General features: G+C 65.4%; 23 protein-coding genes and 1 tRNA gene. 11 read left to right on the top strand and 13 right to left on the bottom strand.

Features of this window, described 5'->3' with window-relative positions:
• Positions 1-1,137, top strand: coding sequence for an aminotransferase class I/II-fold pyridoxal phosphate-dependent enzyme (locus JQK15_RS18220; RefSeq protein WP_214866708.1), 1,137 nt, complete (start codon positions 1-3; stop codon positions 1,135-1,137).
• 131 nt (positions 1,138-1,268) lie between these two features.
• On the opposite strand, the gene JQK15_RS18215 is transcribed toward JQK15_RS18220, so the two are convergent.
• From JQK15_RS18215 to JQK15_RS18205, 3 genes are all read right to left on the bottom strand, one after another.
• A tRNA-Leu gene (locus tag JQK15_RS18215) sits at positions 1,269-1,353 on the bottom strand.
• A gap of 99 nt (positions 1,354-1,452) precedes the next feature.
• On the bottom strand, positions 1,453-1,830 hold the full coding sequence (locus JQK15_RS18210; RefSeq protein WP_251007845.1) for an ammonium transporter: 378 nt from the start codon (positions 1,828-1,830) through the stop codon (positions 1,453-1,455).
• The gene (locus JQK15_RS18205) at positions 1,815-2,123 is read right to left on the bottom strand and encodes an autorepressor SdpR family transcription factor (protein ID WP_004212039.1); all 309 of its coding nucleotides are present in this window, start codon (positions 2,121-2,123) and stop codon (positions 1,815-1,817) included. Before JQK15_RS18205 ends, JQK15_RS18210 begins: the two co-directional genes overlap by 16 nt.
• Before the next feature lie 116 nt (positions 2,124-2,239).
• Here JQK15_RS18205 and JQK15_RS18200 point away from each other — a divergent pair, with 116 nt between their 5' ends.
• The gene (locus JQK15_RS18200; protein WP_017503721.1) at positions 2,240-2,578 is read left to right on the top strand and encodes a hypothetical protein; all 339 of its coding nucleotides are present in this window, start codon (positions 2,240-2,242) and stop codon (positions 2,576-2,578) included.
• A gap of 35 nt (positions 2,579-2,613) precedes the next feature.
• On the opposite strand, the gene JQK15_RS18195 is transcribed toward JQK15_RS18200, so the two are convergent.
• Complete coding sequence (locus tag JQK15_RS18195; RefSeq protein ID WP_214866707.1) at positions 2,614-4,074, bottom strand: S41 family peptidase; 1,461 nt, start codon at positions 4,072-4,074, stop codon at positions 2,614-2,616.
• A 194-nt stretch (positions 4,075-4,268) separates the two neighbouring features.
• Here JQK15_RS18195 and JQK15_RS18190 point away from each other — a divergent pair, with 194 nt between their 5' ends.
• The 6 genes from JQK15_RS18190 to JQK15_RS18165 all read left to right on the top strand — a co-directional run bounded on the left by JQK15_RS18190 (position 4,269) and on the right by JQK15_RS18165 (position 10,364).
• Positions 4,269-4,679 (top strand): MerC domain-containing protein, encoded by a 411-nt coding sequence (locus JQK15_RS18190; RefSeq protein ID WP_214866706.1) that lies wholly within the window; start codon positions 4,269-4,271, stop codon positions 4,677-4,679.
• 148 nt (positions 4,680-4,827) lie between these two features.
• Positions 4,828-6,303 carry a glucose-6-phosphate dehydrogenase gene (gene zwf, locus JQK15_RS18185; RefSeq protein WP_004212033.1) on the top strand — a complete coding sequence of 492 codons (1,476 nt, stop codon included), beginning with the start codon at positions 4,828-4,830 and terminating at the stop codon, positions 6,301-6,303.
• Positions 6,296-8,128, top strand: coding sequence for a phosphogluconate dehydratase (gene edd / locus JQK15_RS18180; protein WP_214866705.1), 1,833 nt, complete (start codon positions 6,296-6,298; stop codon positions 8,126-8,128). The genes zwf and edd overlap by 8 nt, the downstream gene beginning before the upstream one ends.
• Positions 8,129-8,190: 62 nt before the next feature.
• Positions 8,191-9,171, top strand: coding sequence for a glucokinase (glk, locus tag JQK15_RS18175; RefSeq protein ID WP_004212031.1), 981 nt, complete (start codon positions 8,191-8,193; stop codon positions 9,169-9,171).
• Entirely contained in the window at positions 9,168-9,785 is a 618-nt protein-coding gene (gene eda / locus JQK15_RS18170) for a bifunctional 4-hydroxy-2-oxoglutarate aldolase/2-dehydro-3-deoxy-phosphogluconate aldolase (RefSeq protein ID WP_099230394.1), read from the top strand. Before glk ends, eda begins: the two co-directional genes overlap by 4 nt.
• A 57-nt stretch (positions 9,786-9,842) precedes the next feature.
• Positions 9,843-10,364 carry a hypothetical protein gene (locus JQK15_RS18165; RefSeq protein WP_214866704.1) on the top strand — a complete coding sequence of 174 codons (522 nt, stop codon included), beginning with the start codon at positions 9,843-9,845 and terminating at the stop codon, positions 10,362-10,364.
• A 27-nt stretch (positions 10,365-10,391) separates the two neighbouring features.
• Here the strand turns inward: JQK15_RS18165 and JQK15_RS18160 are convergent, their stop codons facing one another.
• The 9 genes from JQK15_RS18160 to JQK15_RS18120 form a co-directional block, all read right to left on the bottom strand.
• The gene (locus JQK15_RS18160; protein WP_214866703.1) at positions 10,392-10,811 is read right to left on the bottom strand and encodes a TadE/TadG family type IV pilus assembly protein; all 420 of its coding nucleotides are present in this window, start codon (positions 10,809-10,811) and stop codon (positions 10,392-10,394) included.
• Positions 10,808-11,323: a TadE/TadG family type IV pilus assembly protein gene (locus JQK15_RS18155; RefSeq protein WP_214866702.1), complete on the bottom strand. Its 516-nt coding sequence runs from the start codon at positions 11,321-11,323 to the stop codon at positions 10,808-10,810. The genes JQK15_RS18160 and JQK15_RS18155 overlap by 4 nt, the downstream gene beginning before the upstream one ends.
• Complete coding sequence (locus tag JQK15_RS18150) at positions 11,320-13,338, bottom strand: pilus assembly protein TadG-related protein (RefSeq protein ID WP_214866701.1); 2,019 nt, start codon at positions 13,336-13,338, stop codon at positions 11,320-11,322. Before JQK15_RS18150 ends, JQK15_RS18155 begins: the two co-directional genes overlap by 4 nt.
• Positions 13,339-13,478: 140 nt before the next feature.
• Positions 13,479-14,066 (bottom strand): gamma carbonic anhydrase family protein, encoded by a 588-nt coding sequence (locus JQK15_RS18145; protein WP_069338155.1) that lies wholly within the window; start codon positions 14,064-14,066, stop codon positions 13,479-13,481.
• A gap of 7 nt (positions 14,067-14,073) precedes the next feature.
• Positions 14,074-15,069, bottom strand: a complete 996-nt coding sequence (gene hemB / locus JQK15_RS18140; protein WP_010337968.1) for a porphobilinogen synthase — start codon at positions 15,067-15,069, stop codon at positions 14,074-14,076.
• A 135-nt stretch (positions 15,070-15,204) separates the two neighbouring features.
• Positions 15,205-15,381: a hypothetical protein gene (locus tag JQK15_RS18135; protein ID WP_214866700.1), complete on the bottom strand. Its 177-nt coding sequence runs from the start codon at positions 15,379-15,381 to the stop codon at positions 15,205-15,207.
• 107 nt (positions 15,382-15,488) lie between these two features.
• Complete coding sequence (locus tag JQK15_RS18130; protein ID WP_010337365.1) at positions 15,489-16,265, bottom strand: hypothetical protein; 777 nt, start codon at positions 16,263-16,265, stop codon at positions 15,489-15,491.
• 122 nt (positions 16,266-16,387) lie between these two features.
• Positions 16,388-18,439, bottom strand: coding sequence for a DUF3857 domain-containing transglutaminase family protein (locus JQK15_RS18125; protein ID WP_353047221.1), 2,052 nt, complete (start codon positions 18,437-18,439; stop codon positions 16,388-16,390).
• 23 nt (positions 18,440-18,462) lie between these two features.
• Positions 18,463-18,705: a reeler domain-containing protein gene (locus JQK15_RS18120; RefSeq protein WP_004212020.1), complete on the bottom strand. Its 243-nt coding sequence runs from the start codon at positions 18,703-18,705 to the stop codon at positions 18,463-18,465.
• Between the two features lie 113 nt (positions 18,706-18,818).
• On the opposite strand from JQK15_RS18120, the gene JQK15_RS18115 reads away from it, so the two are divergent.
• From JQK15_RS18115 to lnt, 3 genes are read left to right on the top strand one after another with little or no spacing between them, the layout of a single operon-like run.
• Positions 18,819-19,340, top strand: a complete 522-nt coding sequence (locus tag JQK15_RS18115) for a GNAT family N-acetyltransferase (protein WP_214866699.1) — start codon at positions 18,819-18,821, stop codon at positions 19,338-19,340.
• An 11-nt stretch (positions 19,341-19,351) separates the two neighbouring features.
• Positions 19,352-19,987: a YqaA family protein gene (locus tag JQK15_RS18110; RefSeq protein WP_004212017.1), complete on the top strand. Its 636-nt coding sequence runs from the start codon at positions 19,352-19,354 to the stop codon at positions 19,985-19,987.
• 10 nt (positions 19,988-19,997) lie between these two features.
• A complete protein-coding gene (lnt, locus tag JQK15_RS18105; RefSeq protein WP_214866698.1) occupies positions 19,998-21,539 on the top strand; it encodes an apolipoprotein N-acyltransferase in 1,542 nt (513 codons plus the stop codon).
• Positions 21,540-21,580 lie beyond the last annotated feature (41 nt).

The raw sequence follows: 21,580 nt of genomic DNA, 5'->3' as shown, positions 1-21,580 counted from the left end.
ATGATTGCCCAGATCGACCCGTTCCACGCCATCGCCATCAGCCGCGAAGCCCATGCCCTCAAGGCTGCGGGACGCTCCATCCTGCATATGGAATTCGGCCAACCCTCGACCGGCGCGCCCGCCGCCGCGATCGCGCTGGCGCATGAGGTGCTCGACACCGACCCGATGGGCTATTGGGAAAGTCCGGCGCTCAAGGAACGGATCGCCTGTCTCTATGCCGATCGGCACGGCGTCACCGTCGACCCCGAACAGGTGCTGCTGACCTGCGGCGCTTCGCCCGGCCTGGTGCTGGCGCTCACCAGCCTGTTCGCGCCCGGCGCCCGCGTCGCCACCGCGCGGCCGGGCTATGTCGCCTATCGCAATACGTTGAAGGCCCTCTATCTGGAGCCGGTCGAGATCGCCTGCGGCCCGGCCGAACGCTATCAGATCAGCGCCGATGCGCTGGCCGCGATCGATCCAGCACCAGACGGCCTGATCCTCGCCAGCCCGGCCAATCCGACCGGCACGATCATCCCGGCCGACGAACTGGCGGCGATCGCCAGGGTCTGCGCCGACCGCGGCATCCGCATCATCTCCGACGAAATCTATCATGGCCTCAGCTTCGGCGAGCCGGCGCGGTCGATGCTGGAATTTGCCCCCGACGCGGTGATCGTGAACAGCTTCTCCAAATATTTCAGCATGGCCGGCTGGCGGCTGGGCTGGATCGTCGTACCCGCCGACCTGATCGGCGCGGCGCGGGCGCGGATGGGCAATTTGTTCCTGACGCCCCCGGTGCTGGCGCAGCAGGCGGGTCTGGCTGCCTTCGACTGCACCGACGAGCTTGAGGGGCATGTCGACACCTATCGCCGCAACCGGCAATTGCTGCTCGACGCCCTGCCCGCGCTCGGCCTCGCCAGCATCGCGCCGCCCGACGGCGCCTTCTATATCTATGCCGATATCAGCCATCTCACCAATGACAGCCTGGCCTTCTGCCAGAAGCTGCTGCGCGAGACCGGCGTCGCCACCGCGCCCGGCATCGATTTCGATCCGGTCGACGGCCATCGTTTCATCCGCTTCAGCTTCGCCGTCTCCACCGACCGGGTCGAGGATGCGATCGCGCGGATGATCCCCTGGTTCCAGGCGCAACCCGGCCGCTGAAAAAAGAAATGAGCTGACGGACCCGAAAGGGTCCGCAAGGACGCCAAAATGATTATGGCGGCCGCCCGAGCTTATGCGAGGAAAGCCAAGCGGGCGGATGCCCGCGCCGGCATCTGAGGCCGATCAAAAGATGGTGCGGGCGGTCGGAATCGAACCGACACTCCTTGCGGAACCGGATTTTGAGTCCGGCGCGTCTACCAGTTTCACCACGCCCGCATCTGATCGTGGAAGGGGGCACCTAGCAGGTCATGAACCGGCTGCAAAGCCCCCAAAATCACTCCCGCAACAAAGCCGCCAGGCAGGCGAAACAAGGGCCTAGCGGCGGGCGCGCAGCCGGGCGCGCAGAGTGAGGCCATAGCCGATCGTCACGGCCATCCCCGCCCCCACCGCGACGCAGCCGCCGACGACCGCCACCGGTATCGGCGCGAACGCCCAGAAGCCGGCATAGATAATGCCGCTGAGCGCCATCGACCAGCCGCCGACCCGCGCCACCTGCCGCGCGCAGGCGTCAGGCAGGAAAGCCTTGGGCATGCGATTGCCATAGCAGGCGATCATCAACCCGTTGGCGCCGATCACCAGCCGCGTGACCATGTCATTGTCCAGCCAGTCGAGCTTGCGCCCCTGGCTGGCGGCCAGCGCCAGCAGCAGGATACCGCCGCCCCAGAGCAGGCCCGCCTTCAATTCCCTGTCCATCCTGCCTTCTCCCGATGCTGATCCGGCGCCTCCACGCCGATGCCGAACGACTGGGCAAAGCCCAGCAGCGCCTCTTCCAGCACCGACAGCTTGAGATGATAGATGACCGACTTGCCGGCCTTTTCGGCATGGACCAGATCGGCCTCCTTCAGCACCGCGAAATGCGCCGACATGGTCGGTTTGGAGACATCGAACTGGTCGCTCAGTTCGCCCGCGCTCATCGGCCCCTGGCGCAGCAATTGCAGCACCCGGCGACGGGTCGGATCGGACAAGGCGCGGAAGACCTGGCTCATGATGAGATAATTAGCTAAATATCAAAATGAGTCAAGCGGCCATGACGATCGCCGTGGCGCTGCCGCGCCGGCTGCGATAGGGAGCGGCCAAAGTTTCCTTCAATCCAGGCAGAGACATGGCCCGCAAATATTCCAAACATGGCCCTTATGAAGATGTACATCGCGAGGAAGCGGAAGCGCCGCCCCCGCCGCCCTGCTGGCTATGCGGGCGTCCAACGGGCACGACCATCGTGTGGCACCATCCCGTTCCCAAGAGCCGGGGCGGCCGCGATGTCGTGCCGATGCACGGCATCTGCCAGCAGACGCTGATCGCCAATTTCACCAATTCCGAATTGCAGCGCCACGGCATGGACGTGGAGGGCCTGCTGCTCCATCCACCGATCCGCAAGTTCGTCGACTGGGTGGCGAACAAGGATCCCGATTTCACCGCGACCATCACCAAGAAGCAGCGCTGATCGAAGTCAGCGCTGCCGCCTGATCGGCCGGTTGGTCAGAACAGACCCGGCACCTCGCGCTGGGCCGGATTGGGCCGCTGCGGCGCCAGCAATTCGCGCGGGGCGGACACCGGCGACGTCACGGCCTTGCGGCTGAGCGTCGCCACCGCGCCGCCGATCGGCGTGCAACTGCGCCCGGCGATGAAGTCCAGCGCCTGCCGGGTTGCCGCCTCGCGCGGATCGCCCAGCGGATAGCTGATATCGTCCCATGCCTGACAACTGGCCTTCATGCTGCTCGCCAGCCCGTCATAATAATCGGCGTTGCCCGCGCCATTCTGGGTCGCAAAGGCAACCACCCGCAACCGGTCGTCACAGGCTTCGCGATCGATCGCGATCTGCCCGACCGGCTTGCCATAGGTATTGGCGCCGATCAGCGCCGCCTGCGCACCCAGATAGGGGATGAAGGCGTTGATGACGCCTTCGCTGGCCGACGCCGTGCCGCCGCTGCCGATGAAGGCGATGCGGGTGGGCGCGACGGACTGCGCCAGCGGCTCGAAATAATGGGTCTGGTTCTGGCCGCTCTTTTCCGGGCGATAGGTCATACGCATGAAGATGTCGGTGCGCGCCCGGTTGCCGCCGAGCAGATCGCCCAGCACCTTGGCCGTCGAAACGAGGCCGCCGCCATTATAGCGCAGGTCGAGGATGATGTCGGTCACGCCCTGCGACTTGAAACCGGCGAACGCGTCGCGCAGCGGCTGTTCGGCCGACAGGATGAAGGTGCGCAGATTGACATAGCCGACGCGGCGGCCGCCATCGTCGATCACCCGCGCGCCATAGCGGTTCGATACCGGCATCAGGTCGAAGTCGCGCTTGGTCACCGATACGGTCCGCGTACTGGTCGCGTCGGCGATGCGCAGCAGCCGCGTGGTTCCGGCACTGTCCGGCCCCATCGCATCGGCCACGGCATCGGCGCCGCCCGACGCGAACAGCGACGACACGCTGCGCATGTTGGTGATGCTGGTGCCGATCTCCAATATCTCCGCGCCGCGATCGATGCCGGCGGCGAGCGCCGGGCCGTTCTCGAACGATTCGATGACGAACAGGCGGGTGCCCCCGCTGTCGGTCGCGAAGCGCAGGCCGAAGCCGGCGCTCGACCCCGACTGATAATAGGCATTCTCCGCCTTGATGGAGGTGAGATAGGTGAAATAGCGATCCCGCCGCTGCGACCGCGCACCCTGTGTCAGCGCGTCGATATAGCTGTCGACGCTGGCATAGCCGGCCGGGCTGAGCGCGGACGGCAGGGTTTCGGGGAAAAGATACCATTCCTTGAGCGTCGCCGCGGCCCAATCCTGCCGTTCGCGCAGCGAACAGGTCGCTGTCGGCGTGGGCGTGGGCGTGGGCGTGGGCGTCACGGTCGGCGGCGCAGTGCCCGCACTGTCCGACCCGCCACCGCCACAAGCCGCCAACATCGCCAGCCCACCCGCCAGCAACGCCAGGCGCGCAACCCCATGCTTCATCACTATTCCCCCCAAAGACCGCAGACGGGATAAGCCGCGCTCCGCAGCACGGCAAGACAGCGTTGAAACAAAAGCGCTTTCTACGCCGTCAATCCATCACTCCAGCAGCGCCTTCCACCCCTGCCCTTGACTTCCCATGCCCCCATATCGATATGGCCGGAGAAAATGTAATATTATATCATTTAGGAACCATCATGCCCCATTGCGAAGCGCCGGAACGCGATCCGGCCGGCCGCCCCCGCTCCTGGCTGGACGGCTTCGCCATCTGCGCCTCCGCGCTCTGCACCGTCCATTGCCTGGGCCTGCCGCTGCTCTTCGCCTTGCTGCCGACCATCGCCGCGCGGATCGATCCGGGCGAATCCTTCCACCTGCTGATGCTCGCCGTCGCCGTGCCGACCAGCCTGCTCGCTCTGTTGCAGGGCTGGCGCCGCCACCGCGCCGCGCTACCGCTCGGCATCGGCCTGGCCGGCCTGTCCCTGATGGCCGTGGGCGCTCTGCTGGCCCGCACCCCATTGAGCGAAGCGATCTGGACCGTCGGCGGCAGCGCCCTGCTGGCCGGGGCGCATATCCTCAACTGGCGCCGGGGCCTGCGCACCGCCTGCTGACCGACGCCATGGACCGCCCCGCCTTCCCGCGAGTCGTTCGCAGTTGCAGCATCATTTTCCTGCCTATAGCCTGCTTGCGTAACGAAGCATGGCCGGTATAAGAGCCGCATCGTGCAGATATAGATAACTAACGGAGAAGGACTGTCCTTTGACCGAACCGTCTGCCACGTTCCTGTTGTTCGGTGCCACCGGCGATCTTGCCCGGCGCATGATTTTCCCATCGCTCTACAATCTTCTGTCGGACGGACTGCTGCCCGACGATTTCCTGATCATCGCTTCGGCCCGCACCGAAATGGATGACGAGGCCTTTCGCGAGGAAGTCTGCGCGGCGCTCAAGCAGTTCCTGCCGGCCGACCGCTATGATGCCGACATCGCCGCGCGTTTCCGCGCGATGATCCTCTATCAGCCGGTCGATTCCAGCAACGGCGCCCATTTCGCAGAGCTGGCCGAGCGCGTCGATGGACGCCTGGAACGCGGCATTTCCGTCTATCTCTCCACCCCGCCCTCGCTGTTCGGCCCGACCGCTCAAGGACTGGCCGACGCCGGCCTGCTGACGCCCAGGACGCGGATCGCGATGGAAAAGCCGATCGGCAAGGATCTCGCTTCCTCCAAGGTGGTGAACGACAGCATCGGCCACCTGTTCGCTGAAGAGCAGATTTTCCGCGTCGACCATTATCTGGGCAAGGAAACCGTCCAGAACCTGCTGGCGCTCCGCTTCGGCAATGTCATGTTCGAACCGCTGTGGAACGCCACCGCGATCGACCATGTCCAGATCACCGTCGCCGAAACCGTGGGACTTGAAGGCCGCGTCTCCTATTATGACGGTGTCGGCGCGTTGCGCGACATGGTGCAGAACCATATCCTCCAGATCCTTTCCATCCTGACGATGGAACCGCCCGCGCGGATGGACCCCACGGCCGTGCGCGACGAGAAGGTGAAGGCGCTGCGTTCGCTGCGTCCGATGACCGCGGAAACGGTCAAGACCCATAGCGTGCGCGGCCAATATACGCCCGGCGCCGTCGGCGGCCAGATCGTCACCGGCTATGCCGACGAACTGGGCCAGCCGTCCGACACCGAAACCTTCGTCGCGCTGAAGGCGCATATCGACAATTGGCGCTGGCAGGGTGTGCCCTTCTACCTGCGCACCGGCAAGCGGCTGCCCGCGCGCCAGTCGGAAATCATGATCCAGTTCAAGCCGGTGCGCCATTCGATCTTCGGCCGTGACGGGCAACATTCGGGTGGGGGCTCCGGGCTGGAACCGAACACGCTGGTGATCCGCCTGCAACCGGAAGAATATATTCGACTGACCATCATGTCGAAGCGGCCGGGACTGGAGCGGCAGGTGCAGTTGGAGGAAGTGACGCTCGACGTGTCGCTAACCGCCGCCTTTGCCGGCCAGCGTCGCCGCATCGCCTATGAACGACTGATCCTGGACCTGCTCGCCGGCGACCAGACCTTGTTCGTCCGCCGCGACGAGGTGGAAGCCCAATGGGCCTGGATCGATTCCATCATCGACGGATGGAAGGAGGCGCACATGAAGGTGTCGACCTATTCCTCCGGGAACTGGGGGCCGTCCTCGGCCATTGCCCTAATCGAACGCGACGGAGCCAGCTGGCATGACTGATCTTCACCCGGTGATCGCCAAGGTCACAGAACGCATCACCGAACGCAGTGCGGCGACGCGCCTCAAATATCTCGACCTGATCGAGCGCGGCCGCGACGCGGGCACCAACCGTGCCCAGCTGTCCTGCGGCAACCTCGCCCATGGCTTTGCCGCCAGCGGCGAGGACAAGGCTGTCATCCGCACCGGCCGGGCGATGAACATCGGTATCATCACCGCCTATAATGACATGCTCTCGGCCCATCAGCCCTATGGCCGCTACCCCGAGCAGATCAAGATCGCCGCGCGCGAGATCGGCGCCACGGCGCAGGTGGCGGGCGGCGTGCCCGCCATGTGCGACGGCGTGACCCAGGGCCAGGCCGGCATGGACCTCTCCCTTTTCAGCCGCGACACCATCGCCCTGTCGACCGCCGTGTCGCTCAGCCATGCGATGTTCGAGGGCAATCTGATGCTCGGCATCTGCGACAAGATCGTGCCGGGCCTGCTGATCGGCGCGCTGCGCTTTGGCCATCTGCCGACCATCCTGATCCCGGCCGGGCCGATGCCCTCGGGCCTCGCCAACAAGGAAAAGGTCCGCATCCGCCAGCTCTATGCCGAGGGCAAGGTGGGTCGCGAGGAACTGCTGGAAAGCGAAAGCGCCTCTTATCACGGCGCGGGCACCTGCACCTTCTACGGCACCGCCAACTCCAACCAGATGATGATGGAAGTCATGGGCCTGCACATGCCCGGCGCCGCCTTCGTCAATCCGGGCACGAAGCTGCGCAGCGAACTGACCCGCGCGGCCACCCATCGCATCGCCGACATCGGCTGGGACGGCAATGACTATCGCCCACTCGGCCACTGCATCGATGAAAAGGCGATCGTCAACGCGATCATCGGCCTGATGGCCACCGGCGGTTCGACCAACCACGCGATCCACCTGCCCGCCATCGCCCGCGCGGCCGGCATCCATATCGACTGGACCGACTTTGCCGAACTGTCGGACGTGGTGCCGCTGCTGGCGCGCGTCTATCCCAATGGCTCGGGCGACGTGAACCATTTCCACGCGGCGGGCGGCATGGCCGTCATCATCCGCGAACTGCTCGACGCCGGCCTGCTCCACCGCGACATCATGACCGTCGCGCGCCAGGATCTGACCGATTATGGCAAGGAACCGGTGCTGCAGGATGACGCGCTGGTGTGGCAGGATGTCCCCGCCAGCCGCGACGAGACGATGCTGCGCCCGGCCTCCAACCCGTTCCAGGCCGATGGCGGCATGAAGCTGCTCCAGGGCAATCTTGGCCGCTGCGTGATGAAGGTCAGCGCGGTCGACAAGGAACGCTGGACGATCGAAGCGCCGGCCGCGATCTTCCACGATCAGGACGATGTGCTGCGCGCCTTCAAGGCGGGCGAACTGGAACGTGACGTCGTCGTCGTCGTCCGCTTCCAGGGCCCGCGTGCCAATGGCATGCCCGAACTGCACAAGCTGACCCCGGCGCTGGGCGTGCTGCAGGATCGCGGTTTCAAGGTCGCCCTGCTGACCGACGGCCGCATGTCGGGCGCGTCGGGCAAGGTGCCTGCCGCCATCCATCTGTCGCCCGAAGCGCTGGGTGGTGGCCCGATCGGCAAGCTGCGTGACGGCGACCTCGTCCGCGTCTGCGCGGAAAGCGGCCAGGTCGAAGCACTGGTCGATGCCGCCACCTGGGACGCGCGCGACATTCCCGCCGCCCCGCCCCCGCCCTATGACACCGGCCGCGAACTGTTCGCGCTGTTCCGCCACAATAGCGACCTTGCCGAACAGGGCGCTTCCCCGATCCTCGCCGCGATGGACGCCGAACTCGCGATATAAGCACAGCCATTCGTGCCGGCGCACTCGGATGCGCTGGCGCGGATGTCCGGAGAGAGAGACAAATGACCGACATCATCGCCGCTGACATTGGCGGCACCAATGCGCGCTTCACCCGCGCCTCGCTGGACGACAAGGGCGTGCCGACACTCGGCACTGTCCGCAAATACAAGGTCGCCGATTATCCCAGCCTCCAGGCCTGCTGGGGCGCGTTCGTCGAAGACGAAAGCAAGGATAGCGACACCCCGTTGCCCGACGCCGCCTCGATCGCCTTTGCCACCGCCATCGGCCGCGAGGTCATCAAGCTGACCAATAGCAACTGGGTGATCCGCGCCGACACGCTGGCGGAGGATCTGGGCCTGCGCACCGTGCGCCTGGTCAATGATTTCGAGGCGGTGGCCCACGCCGTCTCGCGCCTGCCCGACGAAAATCTGCCCCTGCTGTTCGGCGAGGACCGCCCCTTCCCGCGCGACGGCGGCGTCACCGTGGTCGGTCCCGGCACCGGCCTTGGCGTCGCGATGATAGCCTATGATGATGGCCATCCCCATGTCATCGCGACCGAGGGCGGCCATCTCGACTTCGCCCCGCTCGACCAGATCGAGGTGAAGATCCTCGACTATCTGCGCGACAAGTTCCTGCGCGTCTCGACCGAGCGGATCGTGTCGGGTCCGGGCCTCAACTATATCTACAAGGCGCTCGCCACCATCGGCCATGACCGGGTCATGCTGATGGAAGACCCCGAATTGTGGCAGGCCGCGCTTGACGGCAGCGACGAGTTCGCCCGTCGCGCGCTCGACCGCTTCTGCCTCTGCTATGGCTCGGTCGCGGGCGATCTGGCACTGGCGCATGGCCCCCATGCGGTGGTACTGGCCGGCGGCCTCACCCAGCGGATGAAGGATTTTCTCGAACAGAGCGGCTTCCACGCCCGCTTCAAGGCCAAGGGCCGGTTCGAGAGCCTGATGGCAACCGTGCCGATCCGCTGCGCGATCCATGAAGAAATCGGCCTGTTCGGCGCTGCCGCGGCCTTTAGGGAGAAGAATGCATGAGCTTGACCGTCGAACAGGTGATGGAACTGGCCCCAGTGATCCCGGTGCTGGTGGTCGATCGGGTCGAGGATGCGCTCCCCATTGCCCAAGCGCTGGTGAAGGGCGGCCTGCCCGCACTTGAAGTCACGCTGCGCACCCCCGCCGCGCTCGACGTCATCCGCGAGATGGCGAAGGTCGAGGGCGCGATCGTCGGCGCCGGCACGGTGCTGAACCCGGCCCAGCTCGACGCCGCGATGGAAGCGGGCGCCCGCTTCATCGTCAGCCCCGGCCTCACCGAACCGCTGGGCAAGGCCGCGATCGCCGCCAACATCCCCTTCCTGCCCGGCACCGCCACGGCCGGCGACATCATGCGCGGCATGGACATGGGCCTGTCCCACTTCAAATTCTTCCCGGCCGAAACCTCGGGTGGCCTTCCGGCGCTCAAGGCGCTGGCTGCGCCGCTCCACACCGCCCGCTTCTGCCCGACCGGCGGCATCACCGCCCAGAGCGCGCCCGAATGGCTGGCCCAGCCCTTCATCAAATGCGTCGGCGGCAGCTGGGTCGTGCCCAAGGGGCCGGTCGATCCCGACAAGATCGAGGCACTGGCGCGCGAAGCCGCCGCCCTGCCCCGCTAATCTAATCTATAGAGGGGACGGGGTTACGCCATTGCGCCTTCCCCCGTCCCGCCCTAGATGCAGATCATGATCACGCGTCGCTTTCTTCCCACCATCGCCCTGATCCTGTCGGGCTGCGCCGGCGCGCATGAAAGCTATCCCTCGCTTGCCAAGCGCCCGGTCGAAAGCGCACCGATGGCCGAGGCGCCCGCCGCCCCGCTCCCCGCGCCGGCCGACGACAAGCTCAAGGCGCAGATCAGCCAGCTGACCAGCCAGGCCCAGAGCGGCGGCGCCAATTTCGACAAGGCCTATGTCAGCGCCGACCGCGCCGTGAACAGCGCCGGCCGGGCATCGGTATCAAGCGACGCCTGGGTCGCGGCGCAGGTTGCGATCAGCGCCGCCGAATCCGCGCGCAACGACAGCGTGTCCGCGCTCGCCAGCCTCGACACCCTGTTCATCGAACGCTCCAACGCGGTCGCCGATGGATCGGAAAAGGGCGGCGTCGCGGATATCGACGCGGCGCGCGCCAGCGTCCTGTCGATGGTCGACAGCCAGAATGACCGCATCGACGCGCTGAAGAACCGCCTGCCCCAGCCCTGACCGGAGCATTGGGCATTAGCCCATCTGTCAGCCCGCCAGCCCCGGCAGGCAGGATTTCGCCGACACCGTCGTCGGCAGCGGCACGAGCTGGCTGATCGGCGAGCTGAACGGCTTGTTGATCTCGACCATGCTGGCCTGGCCGACACCGCGACACGCCACATTATCCTGTATGCTGACATTGGCCGCAGCAATGACGATGCCGTTCGCCTTGGCCCGCGCCACGGCATAGCTGATCTGCTGCTGCGTGGTGCCGCACGCGCTGTCATTGACCATATGGCAGCGCGCCGTGCTGTAGGCAGCCTCGCGCAGCGCCTGCTTGGTCCAGGCCAGCCGTCCCAGTTCGATCACGCCGAACAGGCAGGCGAAGAAGACCGGCGCCAGCAGGGCAAATTCGACCGCGACCGCGCCCGTCTGGTTCGATCGGATAGGGTTCAGCCATCGGGTCATTGCAGGCGCACCGTCGTCTTCTGGGTGATGACCGCCTTTTCCGCGAGCGGGGCCGGGACGAATTGCGGGTTGAACTTATAGCTCGCGACGATGTCGAGATAATAGCCCGACCGGCTGTTCGCGCTCGCGCCGCTGCCACAGCTCTGGCCGCAACTGTTGGTCGGAATGAAGCTGCCCGTCTGGCTGAGGCAGGCGCAGACACGGGAACTGTTCGTGCAATTGCCGGTCCCGCCATTGCAGCCCACGGTGACATTGATCGGGCTTTGGCCCGGCGCCGCCGCCATCGCCTGGACATAGGCGGGGATGGACTGGAACTGCACCGCGTCGCGCGTCTTGAATGCCGACAATGATGCGCCGCTCACCGCCTCGGCCAGTCGCCCGCGCTGGATGGTGAACTGGGCGATGTCGATCGCGACCAGGCTGATCGTGAAGAACAAGGTCAGCCACAGCGCAAACTCGACGGTGGCGACGCCCCGTTCCGAGCGGCGCAATTTCCGCAAGCAACCGATCATGCCACCAACTCCACATCGCCGCCGCTGCCGCCGACCAGATCGCTGATCGACTTGCAGGCGGTGCCCGCATTGGCGCCACCGCTTGCCGTGACGCGATAGGCGATCAGGGTGAAGCACTGGCCCGCCGACAGGCTGTTGTTGCCCCCCGACATGGTCACCGCCGAATTGGGCAGATGGACGACGCCGGAAAAGACATTCTGTGATCCCGCGCCCCAGTTGGTCGCCTGCGATGTCAGGCTGTCGACCAATATGTCGGCGATGCCGGCGCCTTCGACGGTGCTGGTAGGGGCGATCAGCTTAGTCTTGGCGCCGCCGGCCAGGTTGATCGTCCCGCCCAGGATGAAGCTGACATTGACGCCGGCCATGTCATAGCCGGACACCGAAACGCCCTCCAGCGTCTGGCCCCAGCTCTGGTTGGTGATCGGTGAGGTATAGGGCCAGGTCGTGCCGCCGGTGCCATTGGTCAGGCCGCCGCTCACCGTATAGCGCCCGGCGCCGAACAGCACCGATCCGGCGATCGACAGATTACCGTTGATCAGGTGATTGGCGGTCTTGCCGAAGACCAGGCGGCTGCCGCCGGCCGTCACGATATTGCCATTGGCGCTGAACAGCCCGTCGCCCATGAAGAAACGGCCGCTGCCGCTCAACGTGATGGCGTCGCCGCCGGCATTGGCCAGGGTGTAGTTGCCGGTGCCCGCGATCAGGGTGGAATCGCCATCGATCCTGATCTGGCCGGCGACGTCCAGATCGCCATCGCCCAGCGTCATCCAGCTGCCGCCGCCGACGCTGATCCCCTTGAAGCCGTGACTGCCCGCGCCCACCGCCAGCGACGTGCCGCCCGACAGCGTGATGTTGGCGGCGATCGAGACCGGCCCGGTGCCGATCCGGTTGGTGCCCGCAAAGCTGACCGTGCCGGCGCCGATCGACACTTCGCCATTGCCGAAGGTGACACCGCTCGATCCGCTGCTGAAGCCGCCATTGATCCGCCAGACATTGTCACCGAAATTGACAGTCGAACCGCCACCAACCGACACGCCATTGGCGACGGTGACGGTGGAGCCGGCCTGGAAGGTGACAGTGATGCCGCCGTCGATCGTGATCCGCGACAGGCAGTAATTACCGGCGGGCACGGTGAATTTGGCGCTATTGCCCTGACGGAAGGGCGCCACGCCGGCCGAGGGAGAATTGCCGAACGTCCATATGTCGGCGCAGGCCGGTGTCACCGGATTGGCGATGGTCCGTGGCGTGCGGAAGGTGCCGAGCAATTGCCGCGCGGTGGCGAGATCCATCGAATTGGCGAGCGGGTCGCTGATCGCGGTCGACTGGTTGATCCGCTTGTCCGCCGCCGGGACATTGCCGTTCCAGCTGGGATTGGAAAAGCTGCCCGCATAACGCAGCAAATCGGCCGACAATGTGCCATAATTGTTGATGATGTCGGCCGCGCCCGAGACGATTTCCTTGGCCGTGATGCCCGACCCACCATTGTTGACCGATCCGGCGCCGACCACCGAACAGTCGGTCGCGTTGATTGTCGCGCCGCCCTGCGTCTCGACCGCATTGCCAGACGAGGCGAGGCCCAGGATGCAGGGCGTTGCCGACGCGCTGCCGGCCAGGCGCGCCATCGCGCTGACCTTTACGGGCATGGTCGCCGCAGCGCCCAATATGCGGCTGAGGCTGAGCGGCAGCGGCGTCGTCAGTTCGACGCGCACCGCCTTGGCGCCGGCTTCGGGCGTGTCGGCCAGCAGCGCGACGTCGATCGTCGCATCGGTGATGCCATGGGCGGTGACCAGATCGACCGCGGTGGGCCGCAATATCGCCTGCGATCCGTCCGCCTTGTAGGCGACGGCTGCGGCCAGCGCCGCCATGTCGGCCACGCGCTGGGTCGCGATCCGCCGCTCATAGCCGCGATTGAGATCGACAGCGAGACCCGCCATGCCGATGACGCCGATCAGCGACAGGGCAGCGACGACACTGACACTACCGTCATGCCTCAGAAATAAATTGCGGAATTTCATGGATAATCCCGAATGAAATGTCGGGACTGCCATTCCGCGCAAAAACTTGATTAATTGCTAATTCACGCAATTTTCGCAAAATAATGTCGGACAATTGGTTGACGACGACGGATCGCCAGAAACCGGAAATGCGCCGGTTTTCAGCCCATCTGGCGCACTGCGCCCTTATGCGCCTTGCCATTATGGACATAATGGTCGACGCCCTCGCGCATGGTGATGATCGCCTCGTCGGTCAGGTCGCGCATATATTTGGCCGGGCGCCCGGCCCAGAGCTGCCGGTGCAACACCGTCTTGCCGGGCGAGAGCAGCGCGCCGGCCGCCAGCATCGCGTCGCTCTCCACGGTGCAGCCGCTCATCACGATCGCGCCCAGCCCCACGAACGCACGGTCCTCCAGCACGCAGCCATGGACCATCGCCATATGGCCGATCAGCACATCCTCGCCGATGATGGTGGGATAGCCCTCCGCCGGATAGCCCGGACGGCCGTCGCCGGGGCTGTCGCAATGGACGACCGTGCCGTCCTGGATATTGGTGCGCGCGCCAATGCGGATATGGTTCACATCGCCCCGGATCACGCAATTATACCAGATGCTGGCATCCGCGCCGATCTCGACATCGCCGATGATCCGGCATCCCGGCGCGATGAAGGCGCTGGGGTGGATCAGCGGCGCCTTGCCGTTCAGCGGGATGATCGAAACATCAGGATGGTCGGCGGGATGATCGGTCATCTGCGCCTCAACCATTCAGCAGCCGCGCCGCGTGCAGCGCATGATAGGTCAGCACGCCCGAACAGCCGGCCCGCTTGAACGCCATCAGCGTTTCCAGGATCAGCGCATCGCGATCGCCCGAGCCGGCGGCGGCGCCATGCTCGATCATCGCATATTCGCCCGATACCTGATAGGCGAAGACCGGGACGGAGAAACGATCGCGCACCCGCGCGACAATATCCAGATAGGGCAGGCCCGGCTTCACCATCACGCTATCCGCGCCCTCGGCCAGGTCCAGCGCGACCTCGCGCAACGCCTCCTCGCCATTGGCCGGGTCCATCTGATAATTTTTCTTGTCGCCCTTCAGCAACCCGCGCGACCCCACCGCGTCGCGGAACGGGCCATAGAAGGCGCTGGCATATTTGGCGGCATAGGCCATGATCTGGACATTGGCATGGCCGGTTTCCTCCAGCGCCTCGCGGATCGCGCCGATCCGGCCGTCCATCATGTCGCTGGGCGCGATGATGTCTGCGCCCGCCGCCGCCTGGTTAAGCGACTGGCCGATCAGCATGTCGATCGTTGCATCATTGATCACATAGCCGGTTTCGTCGAGCAGCCCGTCCTGGCCATGGGCGGTATAGGGGTCGAGCGCCACGTCGGTCAGCACGCCGATATCGGGCACTGCATCCTTGATCGCGCGGATCGCCCGGCACATCAGGTTATCGGGGTTCAGCGCCTCGGCGCCATCGTCGCTGCGACGGTCGGCCTGGGTATTGGGGAACAGCGCCAGACAGGGAATGCCGGCGTCGCGCGCCTCCTTCGCCCGCGCCACCATCAGATCGACCGACCAGCGCGACACGCCGGGCAGCGCCGCGATCGGCTCCTCGACGCCGTCCCCTTCGGTCACGAACAGGGGCCAGATGAAATCGCTGGGCGACAGGCGGTTTTCGGCATGCATCGCCCGGCTCCAGGCGGTGGCACGGGTACGGCGCATGCGCAGCGCCGGATAGGAGGCAATAGTCATGCCGCGGGTGTAGGCCGCGACCGGAAGGGGATCAAGCCGGACCGATTGTCCTGCCCTGGGGCGATGGCTGGGGAGCGGAATGGCAGCTTTTGGGCTGCCCATTAAAGGAATCCGCCATCGCTCCGACAGAGTGCTTTAGCCCAGCAGGCTTTTGATGACGAAGGTAAATCCAATCAACCCATAAGTCATCGCCAACGCCCAAAACATATAGGGGTTCTTCTCACGAGAAGGCATTCCTACAGAATTCGGCATGTTGTTGGTCAATAGGCCAATCGCTAGCAAGGCCAATGCCCCGACCCCAATCAATAACATCGGCCAATCCATACAATGCGTCTAATCGCGCATTGGACCGTCTGCTATCGAAAAGTGGCAATTTTGTTTTGACGTCCCAAAATGGTCGCTACCCGGCCTACGCCGCCTCAGCGCCCGTCATCATCCGCGCCAGCGCTGCCACCGATAACCGTCCGGGTATAATCGATGCGGATGCGGACCCAGGCGCCGACCTGGGGCTTGCCGTCGACGCGGGGCGGGCGCACCAGGAATTGCCAGGCGGCCAGGCGCACCGCGCGGCCAAAACCCGATCCGGTCGGATATTCGCTGATCATCTGGCAATTTTCGACATGATAATGGTCGATCGTCTTGCACGCGACCAGGCCATAGCCCTGCGCCGGCGCATTGGCGGGCAGATAGCTCGACAATTCGGCGTGGGTCGGCCGGCGATACCATTCCGCCTCGAACAATTGCACGCCGCCCGGCCCCTCGCCCGGCCCGACGATCGCCTTGGCATTGCCGGTGCCGCTGTCGCCGACGCCCGCGGTCTTCTTTTCCATCTTGCCGATATCGGCCGCGGCCATCTGGCGACTGTCGAGCGTGATGAAGGGGAAAGGCGATGGCGGCTGCACGCTCGGCGTCTCGACCGGCCGGGGCGGCGTCACCACCGGCTCGCTCTTCTGCTTTGGCGCGGCGGTATCCCGCTCGCGCTTTTCCGCCTTCTGCGCCTTGGACTTTTCCTTGTTCGCCTGCTTGGCCGGCTCGATATCGAAGCTCACCGGATTGCGATCCTCGACCTTCTTGGGGTCGATATGCGGCGCCATCGTCAGCAGCGCCAGCAGCAGGATCGCGTTCAGCACCAGCGCGAATGCCAGGCCGCCGGCCCGCTGCCGCAACTTGTCCCAGGGAATATGCGAAATTATCAAGCGTGCCGACCGGTCTCTATGCGTTGCGCGTCATGCCCAGACGGCACCGCACAGTCAACGCCGTGGCGGCTGACAAATCGGTAATGTCGCCCATATCGCCCCCATCCGCCGACGGACCGCCCCTATGGCGTGACGGGCGGCGGCCCGTCGCACGGCGTTGCATCGTCCAGCCAGTCGATCTCATCCCCCTTGGCCAGCATCGGTTCCGGGCGTCCGACATCCGCCTGCAAGCTGGAATCCTGATCGACGCGGGTCATGCTGGTGTTGAAGCCGGGGATCGCGGCATTGAGGATATTGGCCTCGGCCGCGCTGATTTCGGGCACCAGGCTATGGCTCGACTGGACCGACCGCACGACATTTTCGATTAGCGATATGCCGCGCCAGTAGGCGACACCGCCAAGCGTGCGATTGACCCGCTTGCCCGCGACATTCCAGTGCCAGTCCCCCATTGGCCGGGGCAGGCGCAGCACGGTGGCATAGCAGCGGAAGCGCGGAAAATTGATCGCATAGGGCGCGGTCTGGTCCTGGTCCCTGGGCCGCTTGCGATTGTCCGGCGCATAGAAGCCCGCGCCGAACAGATAATGGGACCAGCCGTCCTCGTCGCTGCCCTTCCATTCGGGGCGGCCCGTTCCCTCCAGCGTCAGCACCAGCGCGGCATGGGCCTCGTCATAACGCCAGCCAACCTTGTCGACATCGACCCAGCCGGCCTGCTGGCGCCAATAGGTCTGCACCGCCCGGTCAGCGTCCTGCGCGGTCATCCCCGCCAGTTGCACCCGCAGTTGATAGGTTTCATCGCCGCGCAATATGTTGCGGGCGACGATCTTGGCCGGCTTGTCGATCCCCGCGCGCTGATCGATGTCGATATATTCGACCAGATCAGGCTGGCGCGGAACGCCTGCCGCGACCGCCTCCAGCCCAGCCCCCTCCTGCCGAAGCGGCAGCACCCAGCGATAGGGAACCGGCCGCTGGCGCGCGATATCGCGATCGCCCTGACGCGTGCCGTCCAGCCAATAGGATTGATCCCCGATCCGTGCCCGGACCAGCACATGGTCGAACATCATCGGGCTGGCCAAGCGCGCGTCCAAGCCGTCACCGCCATTGCTGTTGACCAGCACGGCCTCGGCCGGCACGCCCAGTTCGCGCAGCAGCGCCATCAGCAGCACCGTCTTCGCCTTGCAATCGCCAAACCGCCGGCTCCAGCTTTCATCCACCGTCGCCGGACGATAATTGCCGCCGCCCAGCCCGACATAGACATAGCGCAGCTTGTCCTGCACCAGTTGCAACGCTGCCTGCACCCGCCCCATTGGATCATTGCTCTGGGCAGCGATGCGGGCGATCTCCTGCCGCAGCGGGGATGCCGCGCCGATCAACGCCGCCTGATCGAACAGCGGCCAGAGCTGGGTCGACATGTCCTTCCAGCTGGCAAAATTGCTATATTCGATCAGGCGCCGGATATTGTAGCGCGCGGGCGCGCCTTCGGTCATCAGCGATGCATCGGGATCGCGCAGTTCATAGCTGATACTGGTCAGGTCGCCCTCTGCCTGCGGCACGATCGGCCCCATGTCGGGACTGGCCTGCCAATGGATCGGCACCGTGCTCGGCCAGGACAGCCGCATGCGATAGGCGCCCGGATTGCCCAGCGGCGACAGCATGGAAAAGCCGAAATGATGGTCACCCAGCGTCGGATCCTTGCTGCGCACCGTCGCTGCAAATTCCAGCTCGTCGCCGACCTGCAATCCCGGCACCTGCAGGGTCGCGGTCAATTGCCCGTCGAGCGCAGCGGATTCCAGATTGGCTTCGCGCTGCACCACGGCAAAGCGCGTGCCCGACAGGACATTGATGACCTTGCCGTCGCGGATGATGTTCAGATGATGCACCGTTGCGCCACCCGCCGCCGGATTCCATGTCGCGGAGATATTGCCAACCGCCAGGGCGTCGGCGGTCAACAGCTTCATCCGCCAACTCGTATAGACCTCGTCTCCCTGCTCGCTGGCGCGGGTCTGGATGTCGGAATAAACGACACGCACCGCCGCCCCGGATGGCGTTGCCCCCGACGTGGGCGCGGGCGGTGGCAACACCCAATTTCCCGGCTTGGCATATCGGACATTCTTTTCAGCCGCCATCGCCGGCGCAGCGCTCACCAGCGCCAACGCCACCATCCCCCTTGCAATCACCAGCAACGCCCCCTGAAAAATCGTCAGCAGACATCCTCTTCGCGCACCACCGGCCGGCTCTCGCGCGTGGCGCGCATCCGGCTGGCCTTGTCGTCGACATCGGACGTCAGCACCACATGATCGTCATGCACTTCCAGCAGCACCCCGGCAAAGGGAAATCCCTCCAGGCTGCCGGTCACGCGATAGCTGACCGAATCGCCGACCTTGAAGCTGGCCGGGTCCATGTTGAAGCTGAAGGGGCAACTGCCCTCGCCCATATCCTGCATCGCGCTCTCCTGTTTGCGCCGATCCTATCGCGGCCGCAGCGTCCCGATCAAGCATCGCCACATCCATTCTTCAGGGCTTTTGCAGCCATCGCCGGCCCGCTAAAGGCGGGGCCATGGATATCTGCCTTGCCGCCCCCGCCGACCTGCCCTTGCTCCACCGCGTGATCGAGCGCGCCTATCGCGGCGACGAGGCGCGGGCCGGCTGGACCTTCGAATCCGACCTGCTGGCCGACGCCCGCACCGATATCGAGGAATTGCAGGAGATCCTCGCCAGCCCGACCGACCGGCTGCTGGTCGCGATCGACGACAAGGGCATGCCGATCGGCTGCGTCCAGATCAGCAAGCGCGAGGAAGATGTCGCCTATCTCGGCCTGCTCTGCATCGATCCGCAGCTTCAGGCCGCCGGTCTTGGCCGCCGCATGATCGCCGCCGCGGAGGATCAGGCCGCGCGCGATTTCGGCGCGACGACGATCGAAATGACGGTGATCGACCGGCGGCCCGAGCTGATCGCCTATTATCAGCGGCGTGGCTATATGCTGACCGACGAGAAGCACCCCTTCCCCATCCCGCTCGATCCGCCGCTGGAAATGGTCGTCCTGGCAAAAGCGCTGGCGGCCCCCGTTCAACTGAGCTAGGCCCGCTCACGATGCTCACCAAGCTCTATCAGTGGATGCTGGCCAAGGCCGCTCACCCGCACGCCGAACGTTGGCTTTTTGCCTTCAGTTTCATGGAATCCAGCTTCTTTCCGATCCCCCCGCATCCGCTGCTGGGCCTGATGTGCCTGGCGCGGCCGGAAAAAGCGATCCGCTATGGCCTCATCTGCACCATCGCTTCGGTGCTGGGTGGCCTGCTCGGCTATGGCATCGGCCATTTCCTCTATCAGGCGGTCGGCGCACAGATCCTGCATTTCCTTGGCCTGTCGGCAAAATTCCCGGTCGCGGCCTGCTATCTGCGCGACTATGGCGCGGAGATCATCCTGATCAAGGGCGCCACCCCGATCCCGTTCAAGCTGATCACCATCACGGCGGGCTTCATCGGCCTGTCGCTCTTCACCTTCCTGTGGGCCAGCATCCTGTCCCGCGCCTTCCAGTTCATGATCGTGGGCTTCCTGTTCTGGAAATTCGGCCGCCCGATCAAGGCGTTCATCGAGAAATATCTGGCACCGCTGTCGGCGTTGTTCCTGGTGCTGGTGGTCGGTGGCTTCGTCGCCGCCTCGATGCTGTCGGGCGGCGGGCAGAAGAGCGATCGCTGCTCCAACGCCACCATGGCCACCATCTCCTGATCTGTCCCAGATGAACGCCCTGCTCGCGCGCCATCCTCGGCTTGCTGCCCTGCTCGCCGGCTTCCTCTCGGCGACCGGTTTCGAGCCACTGAAACTCTGGCCGGTCACCATCGCCTGCTTCGCGCTGCTGATCCTGCTGATCGAGCGCGCGCCCGATCGCCGCGCCGCCTTCCTGCGCGGCTGGCTGTTCGGGGTCGGCCATTTTACCCTGGGCCTCAACTGGATCGCCCACGCCTTCACCTATCAGGACGCGATGCCGCACTGGTTCGGCTATGGCGCTGTGATCCTGCTCTCGCTCTATCTCGCCGTCTATCCCGGTCTCGCGACCTTGGGCGCATGGTGGGCCGGGCGCCGTTTCGCCTTCACCGGCCCGGCCTTCCTGCTGCTGTTCGCCGGCTGCTGGATCGCCAGCGAATATGCGCGCGCCACCATCTTCACCGGCTTTGCCTGGAACCCGCTGGGTGTCACCCTGCTGCCGACCGGCGCCGCCATCGCCGCGACGCTGATCGGCACCTATGGCCTGGGCGCGCTGGTGCTACTCGCCGCCGGCGCCTGCCTGCTCGCCGCGCGCCGCCAGTATCGCCCCGCCGCCGCCATCGCCGTGCCGCTCGTCGTCCTCGCGCTCTGGGGCCAGCTTTCGCCCGCGCCGACGACACCCGCCGGCGCGCCGCTGATCCGCGTGGTCCAGCCCAATATCGGCCAGGACGAGAAATATTCGGCCGAACTGGAACAGGCGCATTTCCGCACCCTCGCCACCCTATCGGGCCAGCCCCGCCCCGCCCCGCGCCTGATCTTCTGGCCCGAAGCAGCGATCCCCGCCTATCTCGACATGGAACCCGAATGGCGCTGGCGCCTCGCCGACCTGATGGGGCCGGGCGACCTGTTGATGACCGGCGCGACCAAGGTCTATTTCAAGGACAAGGGGCCTTATGGCACGACCGAACTGGCCGGCGCCAACAACAGCCTGTTCGTCGTTACGCCCGATGCCCAGCTTGCCGCCCGCTATGACAAGGCGCACCTCGTCCCCTATGGCGAATATCTGCCGATGCGCAGCATCCTCCAGCCGATCGGCCTGTCGCGGCTGGTGCCGGGCGACGTCGATTTCTGGCCAGGCCCAGGCCCGCAGAGCCTGACCCTGCCCGCCACCCTTGGCCGTCCCGCGCTCAAGATGGGCGTGCAGATCTGTTACGAGATCATCTTTTCAGGCCAGGTGGTCGACCGCGCCCATCGCCCGGACTTCCTGTTCAACCCGTCCAACGATGCCTGGTTCGGCAGCTGGGGGCCGGTCCAGCATCTGGCCCAGGCCCGTCTGCGCGCGCTGGAGGAAGGGCTGCCGATCATCCGCGCCACGCCCACCGGCGTGTCCGCCATCGTCGATGCGCGCGGCCATGTGCTGCATTCACTGTCCAGCCATCGCGCCGGCTATCTCGACAGCCGCCTGCCGCCGCCGCTGCCTGCCCCCCTGTTCGCGCGGCTGGGCAACTGGGCGCCCTTCGCCTTCCTCCTGATCCTGCTCGGGACGGCCCTTGCCTTGCGCAGAGGCAAAAGCTAATAGCCACATAAAGTTTTCTTTATGTTCATTCGTCCGCAAGC

This window comes from Sphingobium sp. BHU LFT2 (genome assembly GCF_018604485.1).
In the GTDB taxonomy this organism is placed as follows: domain Bacteria; phylum Pseudomonadota; class Alphaproteobacteria; order Sphingomonadales; family Sphingomonadaceae; genus Sphingobium; species Sphingobium yanoikuyae_A.
The sequence above is the reverse complement of the archived record's forward strand: the minus strand, read 5'-3'. Positions and strand labels throughout refer to the sequence as shown.

Coding starts and splice junctions, on each gene's coding strand:
- JQK15_RS18220 (WP_214866708.1), top strand. CDS start 1: ATGATTGCCCAGATCGACCCGTTCCACGCCATCGCCATCAGCCGCGAA.
- JQK15_RS18210 (WP_251007845.1), bottom strand. CDS start 1,830: ATGGACAGGGAATTGAAGGCGGGCCTGCTCTGGGGCGGCGGTATCCTG.
- JQK15_RS18205 (WP_004212039.1), bottom strand. CDS start 2,123: ATGAGCCAGGTCTTCCGCGCCTTGTCCGATCCGACCCGTCGCCGGGTG.
- JQK15_RS18200 (WP_017503721.1), top strand. CDS start 2,240: ATGGCCCGCAAATATTCCAAACATGGCCCTTATGAAGATGTACATCGC.
- JQK15_RS18195 (WP_214866707.1), bottom strand. CDS start 4,074: ATGAAGCATGGGGTTGCGCGCCTGGCGTTGCTGGCGGGTGGGCTGGCG.
- JQK15_RS18190 (WP_214866706.1), top strand. CDS start 4,269: ATGCCCCATTGCGAAGCGCCGGAACGCGATCCGGCCGGCCGCCCCCGC.
- edd (WP_214866705.1), top strand. CDS start 6,296: ATGACTGATCTTCACCCGGTGATCGCCAAGGTCACAGAACGCATCACC.
- glk (WP_004212031.1), top strand. CDS start 8,191: ATGACCGACATCATCGCCGCTGACATTGGCGGCACCAATGCGCGCTTC.
- eda (WP_099230394.1), top strand. CDS start 9,168: ATGAGCTTGACCGTCGAACAGGTGATGGAACTGGCCCCAGTGATCCCG.
- JQK15_RS18165 (WP_214866704.1), top strand. CDS start 9,843: ATGCAGATCATGATCACGCGTCGCTTTCTTCCCACCATCGCCCTGATC.
- JQK15_RS18160 (WP_214866703.1), bottom strand. CDS start 10,811: ATGACCCGATGGCTGAACCCTATCCGATCGAACCAGACGGGCGCGGTC.
- JQK15_RS18155 (WP_214866702.1), bottom strand. CDS start 11,323: ATGATCGGTTGCTTGCGGAAATTGCGCCGCTCGGAACGGGGCGTCGCC.
- JQK15_RS18150 (WP_214866701.1), bottom strand. CDS start 13,338: ATGAAATTCCGCAATTTATTTCTGAGGCATGACGGTAGTGTCAGTGTC.
- JQK15_RS18145 (WP_069338155.1), bottom strand. CDS start 14,066: ATGACCGATCATCCCGCCGACCATCCTGATGTTTCGATCATCCCGCTG.
- hemB (WP_010337968.1), bottom strand. CDS start 15,069: ATGACTATTGCCTCCTATCCGGCGCTGCGCATGCGCCGTACCCGTGCC.
- JQK15_RS18135 (WP_214866700.1), bottom strand. CDS start 15,381: ATGTTATTGATTGGGGTCGGGGCATTGGCCTTGCTAGCGATTGGCCTA.
- JQK15_RS18120 (WP_004212020.1), bottom strand. CDS start 18,705: ATGCAGGATATGGGCGAGGGCAGTTGCCCCTTCAGCTTCAACATGGAC.
- JQK15_RS18115 (WP_214866699.1), top strand. CDS start 18,819: ATGGATATCTGCCTTGCCGCCCCCGCCGACCTGCCCTTGCTCCACCGC.
- JQK15_RS18110 (WP_004212017.1), top strand. CDS start 19,352: ATGCTCACCAAGCTCTATCAGTGGATGCTGGCCAAGGCCGCTCACCCG.
- lnt (WP_214866698.1), top strand. CDS start 19,998: ATGAACGCCCTGCTCGCGCGCCATCCTCGGCTTGCTGCCCTGCTCGCC.